Origin of the sequence: Polaromonas sp. SP1 (assembly GCF_003711205.1) — a bacterium.
In the GTDB taxonomy this organism is placed as follows: domain Bacteria; phylum Pseudomonadota; class Gammaproteobacteria; order Burkholderiales; family Burkholderiaceae_C; genus Polaromonas.
This window is the reverse complement of sequence record NZ_CP031013.1, coordinates 372806-387765: the sequence shown is the minus strand read 5'-3', so window position 1 is coordinate 387765 and position 14960 is coordinate 372806. Positions and strand designations below refer to the sequence as shown.

At 63.3% G+C, this 14960-nt stretch carries 17 protein-coding genes; 9 read left to right on the top strand and 8 right to left on the bottom strand.

Translation table 11 applies throughout. From position 1 onward, the window contains the following. Positions 1-5 precede the first annotated feature (5 nt). From DT070_RS01830 to DT070_RS01805, 6 genes are all read right to left on the bottom strand, one after another. On the bottom strand, positions 6-713 hold the full coding sequence (locus DT070_RS01830) for an urease accessory protein UreF (protein WP_122953875.1): 708 nt from the start codon (positions 711-713) through the stop codon (positions 6-8). Positions 714-719: 6 nt separating this feature from the next. Then, positions 720-1376, bottom strand: coding sequence for an urease accessory protein UreE (gene ureE, locus DT070_RS01825; protein WP_122953874.1), 657 nt, complete (start codon positions 1374-1376; stop codon positions 720-722). Between the two features lie 19 nt (positions 1377-1395). Beyond that, positions 1396-3114, bottom strand: coding sequence for an urease subunit alpha (gene ureC, locus DT070_RS01820; protein WP_122953873.1), 1719 nt, complete (start codon positions 3112-3114; stop codon positions 1396-1398). An 85-nt stretch (positions 3115-3199) separates the two neighbouring features. Further along, the gene (locus DT070_RS01815; RefSeq protein ID WP_122953872.1) at positions 3200-3505 is read right to left on the bottom strand and encodes an urease subunit beta; all 306 of its coding nucleotides are present in this window, start codon (positions 3503-3505) and stop codon (positions 3200-3202) included. A gap of 9 nt (positions 3506-3514) precedes the next feature. Then, complete coding sequence (locus tag DT070_RS01810) at positions 3515-4132, bottom strand: HupE/UreJ family protein (RefSeq protein ID WP_122953871.1); 618 nt, start codon at positions 4130-4132, stop codon at positions 3515-3517. Between the two features lie 20 nt (positions 4133-4152). Further along, entirely contained in the window at positions 4153-4455 is a 303-nt protein-coding gene (locus DT070_RS01805) for an urease subunit gamma (RefSeq protein ID WP_122953870.1), read from the bottom strand. A gap of 153 nt (positions 4456-4608) precedes the next feature. Between DT070_RS01805 and DT070_RS01800 the strand changes: the two genes are divergently transcribed. The 4 genes from DT070_RS01800 to infA all read left to right on the top strand — a co-directional run bounded on the left by DT070_RS01800 (position 4609) and on the right by infA (position 10205). Then, positions 4609-8163 (top strand): ATP-binding protein, encoded by a 3555-nt coding sequence (locus DT070_RS01800; RefSeq protein WP_122953869.1) that lies wholly within the window; start codon positions 4609-4611, stop codon positions 8161-8163. Next, entirely contained in the window at positions 8147-9178 is a 1032-nt protein-coding gene (locus tag DT070_RS01795; protein ID WP_122953868.1) for a response regulator transcription factor, read from the top strand. Before DT070_RS01800 ends, DT070_RS01795 begins: the two co-directional genes overlap by 17 nt. Positions 9179-9646: 468 nt before the next feature. After that, the gene (locus tag DT070_RS01790) at positions 9647-9883 is read left to right on the top strand and encodes a hypothetical protein (RefSeq protein WP_122953867.1); all 237 of its coding nucleotides are present in this window, start codon (positions 9647-9649) and stop codon (positions 9881-9883) included. Positions 9884-9947: 64 nt separating this feature from the next. Further along, positions 9948-10205, top strand: coding sequence for a translation initiation factor IF-1 (gene infA, locus DT070_RS01785; RefSeq protein WP_122953866.1), 258 nt, complete (start codon positions 9948-9950; stop codon positions 10203-10205). 88 nt (positions 10206-10293) lie between these two features. Here the strand turns inward: infA and DT070_RS01780 are convergent, their stop codons facing one another. Together DT070_RS01780 and DT070_RS01775 are read right to left on the bottom strand one after the other, a co-directional pair. Further along, the gene (locus tag DT070_RS01780) at positions 10294-11646 is read right to left on the bottom strand and encodes a dicarboxylate/amino acid:cation symporter (RefSeq protein ID WP_122953865.1); all 1353 of its coding nucleotides are present in this window, start codon (positions 11644-11646) and stop codon (positions 10294-10296) included. Between the two features lie 143 nt (positions 11647-11789). Further along, positions 11790-12407 carry a DUF502 domain-containing protein gene (locus tag DT070_RS01775; RefSeq protein ID WP_122953864.1) on the bottom strand — a complete coding sequence of 206 codons (618 nt, stop codon included), beginning with the start codon at positions 12405-12407 and terminating at the stop codon, positions 11790-11792. A 178-nt stretch (positions 12408-12585) separates the two neighbouring features. Here DT070_RS01775 and DT070_RS01770 point away from each other — a divergent pair, with 178 nt between their 5' ends. The 5 genes from DT070_RS01770 (at position 12586) to DT070_RS01755 (ending at position 14738) form a co-directional block, all read left to right on the top strand. Then, complete coding sequence (locus DT070_RS01770) at positions 12586-12786, top strand: hypothetical protein (RefSeq protein ID WP_122953863.1); 201 nt, start codon at positions 12586-12588, stop codon at positions 12784-12786. A gap of 13 nt (positions 12787-12799) precedes the next feature. Continuing rightward, complete coding sequence (locus DT070_RS01765; protein WP_122953862.1) at positions 12800-13162, top strand: hypothetical protein; 363 nt, start codon at positions 12800-12802, stop codon at positions 13160-13162. Next, a complete protein-coding gene (locus tag DT070_RS21180) occupies positions 13159-13332 on the top strand; it encodes a hypothetical protein (protein WP_153976302.1) in 174 nt (57 codons plus the stop codon). The genes DT070_RS01765 and DT070_RS21180 overlap by 4 nt, the downstream gene beginning before the upstream one ends. Before the next feature lie 244 nt (positions 13333-13576). Further along, a complete protein-coding gene (locus DT070_RS01760) occupies positions 13577-13798 on the top strand; it encodes a hypothetical protein (protein WP_122953861.1) in 222 nt (73 codons plus the stop codon). Between the two features lie 121 nt (positions 13799-13919). Then, complete coding sequence (locus tag DT070_RS01755) at positions 13920-14738, top strand: hypothetical protein (protein ID WP_228778605.1); 819 nt, start codon at positions 13920-13922, stop codon at positions 14736-14738. Positions 14739-14960 lie beyond the last annotated feature (222 nt).

Genomic DNA, 14960 nt, shown 5'->3' with positions numbered 1-14960 from the left:
TGTGATCAGGAACGGAACAGACGCGAATACTGGGTTTCGTGCTGTGACGAGAGGATGGCGAGCATGGGCGAGAAGGCCTGGCGCTCGCTGTCGGGCAATTGCATCGCAGACTCGACCGCCGCGGGAATGACGTGGGCCAGGCGTGCCAGCATGCGCTGCCCGGCGCTCTGACCCAGCGGCACGGATTTGATCGCGGCCTGCATCATGTTCTCCGCCCAGCCAAAGGCGTAGGCCAGCAGGCAGTCGCGCACGCCGGCTTCAGTCTGTGAGGCGGCCAGCGCAAAGGCCACGGGGTAGGTGGGCTGCATGCCGGCGCAGGCCTCAATGTGGGCCGGATTGGCGCCGTCATGGTTGCGCAGCCAGTCCAGCAGCGAACGGCCCATTTGCTCGGCCTGGGCGCGAAGCTCGCTGGTCTCGCGGGTTTGCAATACCCAGTCGTTGAGTTGCCGCACGCGAGGCAGGTCGCCGGTGCGCCAGGCGGGGATGGCCTGGGCAATGGCCGCCAGGTCGCCGCGCGCCAGGCTCAGGTGCAGCTGGTCGGCCAGCCAGTCGCTTGCTATGATTTCTGTAGCTACTCCTGCACGCTCCACGCCGGTCTCAAGCCCTTCCGAGTATGAAAACCCGCCCACCGGCAAGGCCGGTGATGCGAGCCAGATCAGCTGCAGCAGGCTGGGGGCCGGCAGCTGGCCTGCGGGCGGTGCGGACAGGTCCATGGTCGGCTAATGGCTGTGCGGCTTGTGCTTGTGGATCTGGATGGCGACCGGTTTGACCTCATGGGCGTGGTCATGGTGGTCGTGCTTGCAATCGGGGCCGTGAACGTGCGGCGCTGCAGCGGCGGCCTGCGCCGGCTTGTGCTCATGCGTGTGTTCGTGGCCATGGGCGTGCTCATGTGCGTGATCATGCGAGGCATGGCTGTGGCCGCCGGCGCTGTAAGCCCCGCCTTCGGGTTCGAAGGCCTCGTTCACCGCGTTCACGATCAGGTGCATCGCACGCAGCATGTCGGTCAGCACGTGGTCAGGCTCAATCTTGAGGTGGTCGGGCTTGAGTTCTATCGGCACATGGCGGTTGCCCAGGTGGTAGGCCGCGCGCGTCAGGTCAAACGGCGAGCCGTGCGAAGTGCAGGCGGTGATGCGCAGCACGGCCTGCGGCGCGGCAATCACCTTGACCATGGAGCCGTCTTCGGCCACGAGCACATCGCCGCCGCGCACGAGCGTGCCGCGCGGCAGGAACACGCCCAGCTGACGGCCTTGCGAGTCGGTCGCGTCAAAGCGGCTTTTCTGGCGCACGTCCCAGTCGAGCTCAACCGTCGCGGCGCGTTTGACGAGGACGGGGGCAAGGCCCGCGCCCTGCGAAATGACTTTGGAAACCTGGAGCATGGGGCCTTAAAAACAAGACTTAAAACAAAAAATAGCGTTGCGTCATCGGGAGGCTGCTGGCCGCTTCACAGGTCAGCAACTGGCCGTCGGCCCGCACCAGGTAGGTCTGGGCGTCCACTTCCATTTTGGGTAGCCAGGCATTGTGGACCATGTGCTGCTTGCGCACGCCGCGTATGTTTTTCACGGCGCTCAGCGTCTTGGCCAGGCCGAAGCGCTCCTTGACGCCGGCGTTCAGCCCGGCTTGCGAGACAAAGGTCAGCGAGCCTTTCGCGATCGCGCCGCCAAAGCCGCCGAACATGGGCCGGTAATGCACCGGCTGCGGTGTGGGGATGGAAGCGTTCGGGTCGCCCATGGCCGCCATCGCGATAAAGCCGCCCTTGAGGATCACCGCGGGCTTGATGCCGAAGAAGGCCGGCTTCCAGACCACCAGGTCGGCCCACTTGCCGGGCTCGACCGAGCCGACCTCATGCGAAATGCCGTGAGCAATCGCCGGGTTGATGGTGTATTTGCTGATGTAGCGCTTGACGCGGAAATTGTCGTGGCGGTCTGAGTCCCCCGGCAGCTTGCCGCGCTGCTGCTTCATCTTGTGTGCGGTCTGCCATGTGCGGATGATGACCTCGCCGACGCGGCCCATGGCCTGGCTGTCGCTGCTCATCATGCTGATGGCGCCCAGGTCGTGCAGCACGTCTTCAGCGGCAATGGTTTCCTTGCGGATGCGGCTCTCGGCGAAAGCCAGGTCTTCGGCAATGCCGGCGTCCAGGTGATGGCACACCATCAGCATGTCGACGTGTTCGTCGAGTGTGTTGACGGTGTAGGGCATGGTGGGGTTGGTGGAAGAGGGCAGGAAGTTTTCCTCCCCCACCACACGCAGGATGTCGGGCGCATGGCCGCCGCCCGCGCCTTCGGTGTGGAAGGCGCAGAGGCTGCGGCCCTTGGTCGCGGCAATCGTGTCCTCGACAAAGCCTGATTCATTGAGCGTGTCGCTGTGGATGGCGACTTGCGTATCGGTTTCATCTGCCACATCCAGGCAGTTGCTGATGGCCGCGGGCGTGGTGCCCCAGTCCTCGTGCAGCTTCAGGCCGATGACGCCGGCGCTGATCTGCTCGTGCAGCGCGGCGGGCAGGCTCGCATTGCCCTTGCCCAGAAAACCCAGATTCATCGGGAAGGCGTCGGCCGCCTGCAGCATGCGCTCGATGTTCCAGGGGCCGGGCGTGCAGGTGGTGGCAAAGGTGCCGGTGGCCGGGCCTGTGCCGCCGCCCAGCATGGTGGTGATGCCGGCGGTCAGCGCTTCTTCGATCTGCTGCGGGCAGATGAAGTGGATGTGCGAGTCGATGCCGCCCGCCGTGACGATCATGCCTTCGCAGCTGATGATCTCGGTGCCGGGGCCGATGATCATGTCGACGCCGGGCTGTGTGTCGGGGTTGCCGGCCTTGCCGATGGCGGCGATGCGCCCGCCTTTGAGGCCGATGTCGGCCTTGATGATGCCCGAGTGGTCGATGATGAGCGCATTCGTCATCACGCAGTCCATGGCGCCTTCGGCCCGGGTTTTCTGCGACTGCGCCATGCCGTCGCGAATCGTCTTGCCGCCGCCGAATTTGACTTCTTCGCCGTAGCTGCCGGCGCGCAATGTGTAGTCGGCCTCGACTTCGACCATCAGGTCGGTATCGGCCAGGCGCAGCCTGTCACCGACGGTGGGGCCGAACATTTCCGCGTAGGCGCGGCGTCCTATCGTTGCCATCAGATGACTCCCGCCGGGCCGCCCCAAGGGAGGCAAGCGCCCCCTCGGGGGGCAGTGAATACACGAAGTGATGAACGTGGGGGCATCAAAGCGCTCCTTGTACGAGGCCGCGAAATCCGAAGACTTTTCGGTCACCGGAAAATTCCACCAACTCCACCGTGCGCTGCTGCCCCGGTTCAAACCGCACGGCCGTTCCCGACGCGATGTTCAGCCGCATGCCGCGCGCCGCGTCGCGGTCAAAGCCGAGTGCGCCGTTGGTTTCGGCAAAGTGGTAGTGCGAGCCGACCTGGATGGGCCTGTCGGCCGTGTTCTGCACAACGACGGTCAGCGTGCGCCGGCCCGTGTTGAGTGCATGGTCAGGGCCGTCGGTGATGAGTTCGCCGGGAATCATGGCGCGCCCTCAGGCCAGGCGGGCCAGCAGGGTCACGCCGAAAACGGCCACGCCGGCGCCGGCCAGGCGCGGCGCCCAGACATTGGCGTGGCGCAAGGCCCAGCCTGCCGCCATGCCGCTGATGTGCAGCAGGAAGGTGGCAGCCAGCATGCCGGCCACGACCGGAAGCGCATTCGCATCACCGGCCAGCTCATAGCCATGGGCCAGGCCGTGGAAGACGGCAAACACGCCGACCAAAGCCGCGGCGGCGATGCCTGGGACGCGCCAGCGCGTCAGCACCAGCAGGCCCAGCACCAGCAAGGAGGCGGCAATCATCGGCTCGACCGCGGGCAACTGCACCCCCTGCAGGCCCAGCAGGGCGCCGGCCAGCAGCATGGCGGCAAAACCGAGCGGCGCCCACAGCAGGTCGGGCCACGCACGGCGCGCCGCCAGGACGCTCCACAGGCCTACCGCGACCATGGCCGCCAGGTGGTCCAGGCCGGTCAGGGGATGCAGGAAGCCGCCCATGAAGGCGCGGGCATGACTGTGCGCGGCTTCGCCGGCTTCATGGCCAATATGGGCGCTAGCCAAGGTGGGTATTGCACATATTGCTATCAAAAACAGAGCAGGCCGGGTTTTGGCTTGCATGTGGCTGTCTCGGGTGGTGGTTAAACAATCGGCTGGTGCACGGTGACCAGCTTGGTGCCGTCGGGAAAGGTCGCTTCAACCTGGATGTCGGGAATCAGTTCGGGGATGCCGTCCATCACGTCGGCGCGGGTCAGCACGGTGCGGCCCTCGCTCATGAGCTGGGCGACGGATTTGCCGTCGCGCGCACCTTCCATGACGGCGGCGCTGATCAGCGCGACAGCCTCGGGGTAGTTCAGTTTCAGCCCCCGGGCCTGGCGCCGTTCGGCCAGCAGCGCAGCGGTGAAGATCAGCAGCTTGTCTTTTTCTCTCGGGGTCAATTCCATGGGTTCTCCGGGGCGCGGCTGCGGCAGGGTTGTTAGGGGCCGGGCTGCAAGAATGGTGCCACAGGATGGTGCGCGCAGCCCCTGTTTTGGCGCTGTGGCATGGAATCTGCACTCCACAGACTCCGCCTTATGACGTATTGACGACGCACCTCCATGGACACTCCGGCCGCTCCGCTGCCCCTGCCTGCGCAGGCCGTGCCCGCATGGGCGCCCGCGCCGCTGCCCGCGGGTGAGGCCGAGGCCCCGGTGCAGCGCGTCATCAAGGTCCGGCGCGACTACAACAGCTGGGTCGCCAGCGAAACCATGGAGGACTACGCCTTGCGGTTCACGCCGCAGCGCTTTCGCAAATGGTCGGAGTGGCGCGTGGCCAATACGGCATTCGGCGCGGCCTCCTTCCTGATCCTCGAGGCGGTCGGCGCCACCTTGCTGGTGAAGTACGGCTTCACCAATGCCTTCTGGGCCATTGTGGCCACAGGGCTGATCATCTTCATGGCCGGCCTGCCGATCAGCATTTACGCCGCCCGCTATGGCGTCGACATGGACCTGCTGACGCGCGGCGCCGGCTTTGGCTACATCGGCTCGACGCTCACCTCGCTGATCTACGCGTCCTTCACCTTCATCTTTTTTGCGCTGGAGGCGGCCGTCATGGCCTATGCGCTGGAGCTGGCGCTGGGCATTCCGCCCAGCTGGGGCTACCTGATATGTGCGCTGGTCGTGATCCCGATGGTGACTTATGGGGTGTCCGTCATCAGCCGCCTGCAGATATGGACCCAGCCGCTGTGGCTGGTCATGCTGGTCGTCCCGTTTATCTATGTTTTGGTGCGTGACCCCGGGGCTTTTGTGGGAATCACGCACTACAAAGGTGAAAAAGGCACGACTTCAGGATTTGATCTGCACTTGTTTGGTGCTGCACTGACGGTCGGCATCGCGCTGATCACCCAAATGGGCGAGCAGGCCGACTACCTGCGCTTCATGCCCGCGCGCACCGCCGCCACCACCCGCCGCTGGTGGGCCAGCGTGCTGGCCGGCGGCCCCGGCTGGGTGCTGCTCGGTGTGGTCAAGATGCTGGGCGGCGCCTTCCTGGCCTACCTGGCGATCCAGCACATGGTGCCGCTGGACCGCGCGGTGGACCCGAACCAGATGTACCTGGCGGCCTATGAGTATGTGTTTCCGCATTACGGCTGGGCCGTGGCCGCGACGGCGCTGTTCGTGGTGATCTCGCAGCTCAAGATCAATGTCACCAACGCCTACGCCGGCTCGCTGGCCTGGTCCAACTTTTTTTCGCGCCTGACGCACAGCCACCCGGGGCGCGTCGTCTGGGTGGTGTTCAACACCCTGATCGCCTTCATGCTGATGGAGATGGACGTGTTCCAGGCGCTGGGCGACGTGCTGGGCCTGTACTCCAACATTGCCATTGCCTGGATGATGGCGGTGGTGGCTGATCTCGTCATCAACAAGCCGCTGGGCCTGTCGCCCAAGGGCATCGAGTTCAAGCGCGCCCATCTCTACGACATCAACCCGGTCGGTGTGGGCGCGATGGCGCTGGCCTCGGTGTTGTCGGTGGCCGCACATCTGGGACTGTTCGGTCCGCTCGCCCAGGCTTTCTCGGCGCTGATCGCGCTGGGCACGGCCTTTGTCACCTCACCGCTGATTGCGTGGGCCACCAGGGGGCGTTACTACATTGCCCGCGAGGCGGATATTGAAGGCAGCTACAAACCCTATGCGCTCAAGCGCTGCGTGATCTGCGAGCGCGACTACGAAGGCCCGGACATGGCGCATTGCCCGGCCTACCAGGGCGCGATCTGTTCCTTGTGCTGCACGCTGGACGCGCGCTGTGGTGATTTGTGCAAGCCGCAAGCAAGCCTGTCGGCCCAGTGGTCGGCCACCCTGCGCTGGCTGCTGCCGCACCGCGCCTGGCCCTACCTGGACACCGGCCTGGGGCACTTTCTTTTGTTGATGCTGGTCATTGTTCCCTTGCTGGCCAGCGTGTTTGGCCTGCTCTACCGGCAGGAGTTGTCTGCGTTGTTGATGGCCGCCACCGACGCCGACCTGCTGGAAGCGCCGGCCGCCGCCTTGCGCTCTGGCTTTTTGAAAGCTTATATGGCCTTGCTGGTCATCGCCGGGCTGGTAGCCTGGTGGCTCGTGCTGGCGCACAAGAGCCGGCAAGTGGCGCAAGAGGAATCCAACCGCCAAACACATCTGCTGATGCGCGAAATCGAATCGCACCGTCAGACCGACGAAGCGCTGCAGCAAGCGAAGCTGGTGGCCGAGCAGGCCCGCCACCATGCCGACCAGGCCAACCAGGCCAAGAGCCGCTACATCAGCGCGATCAGCCACGAGCTGCGCACGCCGCTCAACAGCATCCTGGGTTATGCGCAGCTCATGGGCGAAGACAACGCCATACCGCCGCACCGCAAGCAGGCCGTCAGCGTCATCAAGCGCGGCGGTGAACACCTGCTGTCGCTCATCGAAGGCACGCTGGATATCGCCCGCATCGAAGCCGGCAAGCTCACGCTCAACGTCAAGCCCATGCACTTTGCCGACTGCGTGCACGAGATGGCGGGCATGTTTGAGCTGCAGGCGGCCGCAAAAGGCCTGGGCTTTCGTTTTGAAGCCAGCGGCAATTTGCCGGAGCTGGTGCGCGCCGATGAAAAGCGCGTGCGCCAGATCCTGATCAACCTGCTCGGCAATGCCATCAAGTTCACGGCGCAGGGCCAGGTGACCTTCAGGCTTCGCCATGCGCGCGAAATGGCCTACATCGACATCGAGGACACCGGGCCCGGCATGCGCAAGGAAGAACTGGCACAAATCTTTGAGCCCTTCGCGCGGGGCGGGGCGGCCGGCCAAAGCGCGGAAGGCACACCGGGCGCGGGGCTGGGCCTGACGATCGCCAAGATGCTGACCGACCTGATGGGCGGCGAGATGACGGTTGACAGCACGCCGGGAGAAGGCTCCGCGTTTCGCATCCGGCTGTTTTTGCCGGAGGTGCATGTGGCGGCGGGCGGTGCGAAAGGCGCCATCGACAAACCGGCAAGGCGCCAGCCGCGAGGGTATGAGGGCGAGCGCCGCAGGCTGCTGGTGGTTGACAACGAGGAGCCTGACCGCGAGCTATTGGTGCAACTGTTGGAGCCCATGGGCTTTGAGCTTCGCACCGCCGCCAGCGGCCACGACTGCCTGGATTTGCTGGCCGCCGGTTACCAGCCCGATGTGATCTTCATGGACCTGGCCATGCCCGGCATTGACGGCTGGGAAACCCTGCGCCGCATCCGTGGATCGGGGCACACCGGCATTCACCTGGCCATTGTTTCTGCCAACGCATTTGACAAGGGCATGGAAAACGATGCCGGCATCCTCCCCGAGGACTTCATCCTCAAGCCGGTGCGGCACACCGAACTGATCGACTGGCTGGAGCGGCGCCTGGCCCTCAAGTGGGTGTACCAGGTGGCGGAGGAAGAAGTCACAGCCTCCGGGCCGTCGCCTGCGCCGCCGCGTGCACTGCCGGATGCGACCCAGCTCGCCGCCTTGCTCGAAGTCGTCAACCTCGGTTTTTACCGCGGCATCATGAACACCCTTGCAGAGATCGAACGGCAGCAGCCGGCGACTGCGGCTTTTGTCAACGAGATGCGTGTGCTGGCGAGGCAGTTCCAGTTCGAAGCCATGGGGCGCCAGCTTGCCAACCAGGAGACCGGCCATGAGCAGCGTGCTTGAAGGCGTATCAGGACTCGACAGGCGTCTGGACCGGACCCTGGACCGGGCCAACAGCGACGTCGTGCTGATTGTTGACGACGTGCCCGACAACCTGTCGGTGCTGCATGACGCACTGGATGAGTCGGGCTACACCGTGCTGGTCGCCACCGGCGGCGAGGCCGCGCTGCAGCGCGCGCTGCAGGCCCTGCCCGACATTGTTTTGCTGGACGCCATGATGCCGGGGATGGATGGTTTTGAAGTCGCCAAGCGCCTCAAGGCCATGCCGGAGACGGCCCATATTCCCATCATCTTCATGACCGGCCTGACCGAGACCGAACATCTGGTGGCCGCGCTGGAGGCCGGCGGCGTGGACTACGTGACCAAGCCGATCAAGCCCAAGGAGGTGATGGCGCGCATGGGCGTGCACCTGCAGGGCGCCCGGCGCGCCCGGCAAGAGGCCCGGCAGGCCGGTCAGGCGCGCAATGCACTCGACGCCTTTGGCTATGCCAGCATCACCGTGCGCATGGGCGGCACGGCCGACGGCAAACTGGTCTGGCAAACGCCGCTGGCGCGTGAGCTCCTGATGCGTTACTACGGGACATCGGCGCCGCAAACGCCGGAGCCTGTGCTGAACTGGCTGCGCCGCCACCTGGCGGAAGCCGAGCGCCAGATCGAGCCGCCACGCCTGGCCGTGGAGTTCGGGCCGCGCCGCCTGACCTTTCGCCTGCATCAACAGACGGGTGACGGCGATGGCAGCGGCGACTGGCTGATCGTCATGCGCGAGATTTCCGACGATGCCGTTGTCGAAGCCATGAGCCTGAGCTTCAAGCTCACGGCCCGCGAAGCCGAGGTCCTGTATTGGGTGGTCAAGGGCAAGACCAATCGCGACATCGGCGACATCCTGGGCTCCAGCCCCGCCACCGTCAAAAAGCACCTGGAACGTGTGTACGCCAAGCTGGGGGTCGAAACCCGCACTGCCGCCGCGGGTATGGCGATGAACCGCATCAAGCAGCTCCATCCCCAATTTGAGGGGTGAATATGGCCCCCACGGTCGCTCACTGCGTGTAGCTTCCTGCCCCCCGAGGGGGCCGCCCGCCCTCCGGCCCGGCGAAGCCGGTTCCGGGGCTCATGCTTGCAAAGAATACGGGCTGGCCTTGCGCCATACCGGGCTTCATGCACGCCTGGGCGCCAGCGGTTACAATAAGAGCTTCGGTAAAGCATCAGCTTTTTACATCGAGGCCTCTTCCCAACAGGCTTCCTTCTCAAATGCGGCGCTTCCCAGAGCCCGAATCCACAGTGTTTTCAGCGCCCATACAGCCCTGAACCTCTCAGCACTGTTCCGTTTTCCCGGCGAGCACTATTCCCGACAGTGCCCACTCATGGCTCAACCAGCCCAGCCCCTTGACAAAGGGCCTGGCGGGTGGAAACCGAACACCCGCGGCTTGCTTGCAAGCCAATTACTCCTTATTTATCAAGCCGGGAAACATACCCGGCACGGACTTTTATGAACACAGATCACACCAAAATCGCGGTGGGCAAGTACCTTGTCTCACCACTGGCCAAACAGCAAGGCGAAGGCTACGCTGCATCGGTCTCCATCCGCTCCGGACGCGGCAGCGCCACGCACGACCGCGTGATGCGCTTCAGCGGCCTCTTTGACAGCGCGGCTGCGGCCGTGCATTACGCGACGGAACATGCCCTGGGCTGGATCCACGAGCGTTCGTCGCCGGCATGCGCCTGACGCGTTTGCCTGCCAGTACAAACAGATCAACAGATAATTTTTTCAATTCCCTAGGAGTTACATCATGGCCAAAGAAGAACTGATTGAAATGCATGGGCTGGTAGACGAAGTGTTGCCTGATTCGCGCTTTCGCGTCACGCTCGACAACGGCCACAAGCTTGTGGCTTATACGTCCGGCAAGATGCGCAAGAACCACATCCGCATTCTTGCGGGTGACCAGGTTTCGCTGGAGCTGTCGCCTTATGACCTGAGCAAGGGGCGCATCACCTTCCGCCACATCGCAGGCCGCGGCCCAGGCCCTGCGCCGCGCCTGGCACGCTAAGCAGCATTTAGCCGCATCCTCAAACACGAAGCCCGGCAGGCGGAGAAGCTCTCCGCCTGCCGGGCTTTGTCATTTTTTGACTCTGTTGTCAGTGGCCGCCGGTTGCCATGTGCTCGGTCTTTTTATCAAGCAGCACTTCGGGCTCCTGCGCCTCGACCCAGGTCTCATTGTTGAGCCCGGCCTTGAGCCGCCCGGTGTCCAGCTCATCCGTCCATTTGGCGACCACGATCGTGGCGACGCCATTGCCGACCAGATTTGTCAGCGCCCGCGCTTCCGACATGAAGCGGTCAATCCCCAGGATCAGCGCCAGCCCGGCCACGGGCACGGTGCCCACGGCCGACAGCGTGGCAGCCAGCACGATAAAGCCGCTGCCGGTGATGCCCGCCGCGCCCTTGGAGGTCAACAGCAAGACCGCCAGCAAGGTCAGCTCCTGCATGAGCGTCATCGGCATGTTGGTGGCCTGCGCGATGAACACCGCCGCCATCGTGAGGTAGATGGAGGTTCCGTCCAGGTTGAACGAGTAACCGGTCGGGATCACCAGGCCTACCGTGGTTTTCTTCGCGCCCAGGTTTTCCATTTTTTCCATCATGCGCGGCAGCACGGATTCGGACGAGGACGTGCCCAGCACGATCAACAGCTCCTCCTTGATGTACTTGATGAACTTCCAGATGCTGAAGCCGTGGATGCGCGCAATGGTGCCCAGCACCACAAATATGAAGATCAGGCAGGTGGCATAAAAAGCGGCCATCAGCTTGCCGAGCGACACCAGGCTGTCCACGCCATACGCGCCGATGGTGAAGGCCATCGCACCGAAAGCGCCGATGGGCGCCACCTTCATGATGAAGCCGACGATGGTGAACAGCACATGCGAGGTTTTTTCGACAAAGTCGAATACCAGCGTGCCGCGCCCGCCGAAGCGGTGCAGCGCAAAGCCGAACATCACCGCGATCAGCAACACCTGCAGGATTTCGCCCTTGGCGAAGGCGTCGACCACGGTGGTCGGGATGATGTTGAGGATGAAGTCCGTCGTGCCGACCATCTTGCCCGGGCCGGTATAGGCCGCGATGGCTTTGGTGTCCAGCGTGGCCACGTCGACGTTCATGCCCTCGCCGGGCTTGAACACATTGACGAGGACCAGCCCGATGATCAGCGCAAAGGTGCTGACGACTTCAAAGTACAGCAGTGCCAAGCCGCCGGTTTTGCCGACCTTCTTCATGTCCTCCATGCCAGCAATGCCGATCACGACGGTGCAGAAGATGATGGGCGCGATCATCATCTTGATGAGCTTGATGAAACCGTCGCCGAGCGGCTTCATGAGCTTGCCGGCTTCGGGATAAAAATGGCCCAGCAGCACGCCGATGATCACGGCGCATATCACCTGCAGATAGAGTGATTTGTAAAGAGGTGGCGTGCGGCTTGTTGTAGTAGTTGTGCTTGTCATGGCCGGGGCGCATCTGCCGATGCGCAAGTTGTGAGTGACGCGCCCAATATAGTCCCGCCACGGATTTTTGGCATGTGGGAAACCACAAATCACAACTCTTTACCAGCTCCCGCAAAGGGGGGCGCCCCGGCTGGGGCGTCAAACTAGCCTGCCGCGCGTGTGTCGCTGCCGCCCGTTGCGGGTGGGCGTGCCATCCAGGCGATCAGGGACGAGCGCATGGCTTCTTCCACCGACATGTCGATGGGCTGCACCCAGTCTGCCGGCACAAAAACCGTGTAGCCGCCGATCATGTAGCCCATGGGCAAATAGACCGCGACACGTTCGCCCGGCAGGAAGCCGGCGGGCAGGTCGTCAAAGCTGCGGCGCGTGATGAGGCCCACAATTTCCATGGCGTGGCCGGGCATGCGAAGGATCACCACGCTTTGCTCGCCCTGCTTTCCGGAAGGGGAGAAGTAGTCGGCAAAACTCTTGAGCGACGAATAAATGCTTTTGACGACAGGCAGGTTGGTAAATGGAAGCTCCGCGAACGACAGCAGTTTGCGCACGCTTTGTTTGGAGACCAGGTAGCCGATTGCCAGAATGCTCAGCACGCCGAACACCAGGCCCATGCCCGGTATGTAGAAGCTGCCGATCAGCGGGCGCAGGATCCACAGCGCAGCCGTTTCCATCCATGCCAGAAAGATGTAGAGCAGGTACAGCGTCAGGGCCACCGGCAGGATGGTGATGAGGCCGCGAAAGAAATATTTGTAGAGGCTTTTCATGGGTTCTTCATTCAGGCCGCCGTGCACGATGCAGGGCGGACCATGCCTGCAATATACCTACTTCGGGTGACGCACCGCTTTGGCGCGCCTGTCGGCGCTCTCCTACATTTTTTCCGGTACTAATCACTGCAAACTGTCACAGTCCCGTGCGTAAACTGGCGCTATTGCGAGCACCGCCATGCAACCCGACATTCCCGAGAAGATGAATGCCAACACAGGCCTGTGCGCCTGGGGATTGCCGGTCTCTTCATGCCGGCCGCAATCGTGCCGGCCGCAGCCGGCACCGACGCTGAAAGTTACGTTTCAAGCCCTTGATATTTTTTCGCAGCGCTCCAAGCTGCGCAGCACCTTCACACCCGGCATGCCCGGACTTTTTTGAGGATTATTTTTTCATGAGTCACTCCACCCTGGTCAACGCGCAACTCAGTGCACCCCTGCGCTCACTGGCCCTGACCGTCGAGGAAACTGCGCCCGGTGAATTTTGCTGGCGCATCCTCGAAAGCCGCGCCAACCCGCAGGTTTTCGAATCAGTCTCTTGCTCCGACATCAGCTTTGCCGCCTACGACACCGCGCTGGCCACAGGTTATGGTGAACTGCAGCGCCTCATCGGGCCCGACCTGCAATACGGGCCGCGCAGCGATGAAGACCTGCAGGTCGAATTGTTCGGCGCGGCGGCATCCGGTGCATCAGGTGATAGCGAGGGCAAACGCGCGCCCGTCAACGGCGACACCCAACCCCGTGCGGTGCCGGCATGACATCGCGCCTGGAGGCCGACTACGCAGACCTGCGTGCGCAGCTTGAGGCTCTGCAGGCCGCACCCGTCAAGGATTTCGCCCGCATAGACCAGCTCATCGACGAGCTCGAAAAACTGCAGCTCGCGATCAAGGCTGAGCACGGCGTCAAGGGCAACAACCCCATCGAGTAAAGGCTGACTCCGGCCTTCAGTGAAGGCGGCATGGTGGCTGCCTGGCGCTGACAGCGTGTGTACTTCGTGTCTGCGCCTCTGAGGCACGTAGCATTTTGTGACCTCGCTTGTCCTACATCGCACGCTGTAGGAGACCGACGAAACGGTGAACACTCCTCCACGTAAATTGGACTTAGCTGCCCACCCGGTCAGCGATTTACCAACCTGATTGCCTGTGATGGGCATGACTTAAAGGAGTTACACCATGAAAGCATCCAAGACCCTGGCATCCGCGGTAGCAGCAGTAGCCGTTGTAGGCGCCATCGGCATGGCTTACGCCCAGACCCCTGATACCACCACGCAGCCTGCATCGCCGACGGACACGTCCAGCCAGACCATGCAGAACCAGCCGGCCGACACGTCGACGCCTTCGACCGACATGTCCGCCGCGCCGACGGAGCGTCCCGCCCAGGCTGACCGCAACTAAGCCAGGAACGTCATGCGCTTTTGCGTAAAGCCGCCCCGGGCGGCTGTGGCATGTTGCAATGCTGCAGCTCCCGGGGCGTTTTGATGTCTCCATTGACGTATTGTTTTTTGGCAGCCAGATCATGCAGCGACTTCAGCAGCGACTCCAAAAGCTCTTTACCAGGCGGCCCGCGCACGCCGGCTCGCAACCCGATTCGCATGCCGATATCTTCGACGGCATCAAACAGGGTGTCTTGCTCGGCGCCGCCATCGCGGTCCTGACCTTGCCGCTCTTTCGCGCCCATCCCGTCGCGCCGTTTTCCAGCATCCGTTCCGCCCACGCAACTGCACTGCAGCAGGCGCCGCGCACGGCCGACTTTGCCGGCGAGACCGCCTCCGACGAAGCACGCCAGGTCGCCGACTGGGTGGTCACATCCGGCGACAACCGCAAGCTGTTTTTTGTCATCCTCGACAAGTCCAACACCAAGGTGTTTGTCTTTGAGCCTTCGGGCAAGTTGCGCAGCGCCACGCCGGTGTTGATAGGCGCGGCCCGCGGTGACGACTCCGTGACGGGGATCGGCGGCAGGCCGATCGCACAGGTAGAGCCCCACGAGCGCACCACGCCGGCAGGCCGCTTTCTCGCAGAGCCCGGCCGCAACACACTGGGCGAAGATGTGGTGTGGGTGGACTACGAGGCAGCCGTCTCCATGCACCGCGTGCGCGCGACGGAGCCCAAGGAGCGCCGGCTGGAACGCCTGGCGTCACCCACCACCGACGACAACCGCATCTCTTATGGGTGCATCAACATGCCGGTTGAATTTTTCGAGCAGGTGCTCAAGCCGGCTTTTAATGCCAGCTACGGCGTGGTCTATGTGCTGCCCGAGGTCAAGCCGCTCGGTGAGGTGTTCCCCGCCGCTCACGCTTTCGCCGCGAAGCAGGGCCGCGTCGCGCATGCAGGCTGACTTCACCCGATAGCCAAGCGCTTCATTGCTTCTGCTCTGTTCCCCGATTTGTAACTTGTAACGCCGCCGGCTCCACGCCGGATTTTGTGTTGCGCGTGCGCATCTCCCGTGCAAAAAATGCCCGCGCACCGCGCTTGTTACAGTGCTGGTGCCGAGTCTTTGTTTTTGGATAAAAAAGCCCTCAAGCCCATATGTTTAAAGGGTACTAAGCTATAAAAAACA

What these genes read in the sequence shown, in the direction of transcription:
- DT070_RS01830 (WP_122953875.1), bottom strand. Translation starts at nt 713, where the DNA reads ATGGACCTGTCCGCACCGCCCGCAGGCCAGCTGCCGGCCCCCAGCCTG.
- ureE (WP_122953874.1), bottom strand. Translation starts at nt 1,376, where the DNA reads ATGCTCCAGGTTTCCAAAGTCATTTCGCAGGGCGCGGGCCTTGCCCCC.
- ureC (WP_122953873.1), bottom strand. Translation starts at nt 3,114, where the DNA reads ATGGCAACGATAGGACGCCGCGCCTACGCGGAAATGTTCGGCCCCACC.
- DT070_RS01815 (WP_122953872.1), bottom strand. Translation starts at nt 3,505, where the DNA reads ATGATTCCCGGCGAACTCATCACCGACGGCCCTGACCATGCACTCAAC.
- DT070_RS01810 (WP_122953871.1), bottom strand. Translation starts at nt 4,132, where the DNA reads ATGCAAGCCAAAACCCGGCCTGCTCTGTTTTTGATAGCAATATGTGCA.
- DT070_RS01805 (WP_122953870.1), bottom strand. Translation starts at nt 4,455, where the DNA reads ATGGAATTGACCCCGAGAGAAAAAGACAAGCTGCTGATCTTCACCGCT.
- DT070_RS01800 (WP_122953869.1), top strand. Translation starts at nt 4,609, where the DNA reads ATGGACACTCCGGCCGCTCCGCTGCCCCTGCCTGCGCAGGCCGTGCCC.
- DT070_RS01795 (WP_122953868.1), top strand. Translation starts at nt 8,147, where the DNA reads ATGAGCAGCGTGCTTGAAGGCGTATCAGGACTCGACAGGCGTCTGGAC.
- DT070_RS01790 (WP_122953867.1), top strand. Translation starts at nt 9,647, where the DNA reads ATGAACACAGATCACACCAAAATCGCGGTGGGCAAGTACCTTGTCTCA.
- infA (WP_122953866.1), top strand. Translation starts at nt 9,948, where the DNA reads ATGGCCAAAGAAGAACTGATTGAAATGCATGGGCTGGTAGACGAAGTG.
- DT070_RS01780 (WP_122953865.1), bottom strand. Translation starts at nt 11,646, where the DNA reads ATGACAAGCACAACTACTACAACAAGCCGCACGCCACCTCTTTACAAA.
- DT070_RS01775 (WP_122953864.1), bottom strand. Translation starts at nt 12,407, where the DNA reads ATGAAAAGCCTCTACAAATATTTCTTTCGCGGCCTCATCACCATCCTG.
- DT070_RS01770 (WP_122953863.1), top strand. Translation starts at nt 12,586, where the DNA reads ATGCAACCCGACATTCCCGAGAAGATGAATGCCAACACAGGCCTGTGC.
- DT070_RS01765 (WP_122953862.1), top strand. Translation starts at nt 12,800, where the DNA reads ATGAGTCACTCCACCCTGGTCAACGCGCAACTCAGTGCACCCCTGCGC.
- DT070_RS21180 (WP_153976302.1), top strand. Translation starts at nt 13,159, where the DNA reads ATGACATCGCGCCTGGAGGCCGACTACGCAGACCTGCGTGCGCAGCTT.
- DT070_RS01760 (WP_122953861.1), top strand. Translation starts at nt 13,577, where the DNA reads ATGAAAGCATCCAAGACCCTGGCATCCGCGGTAGCAGCAGTAGCCGTT.
- DT070_RS01755 (WP_228778605.1), top strand. Translation starts at nt 13,920, where the DNA reads ATGCAGCGACTTCAGCAGCGACTCCAAAAGCTCTTTACCAGGCGGCCC.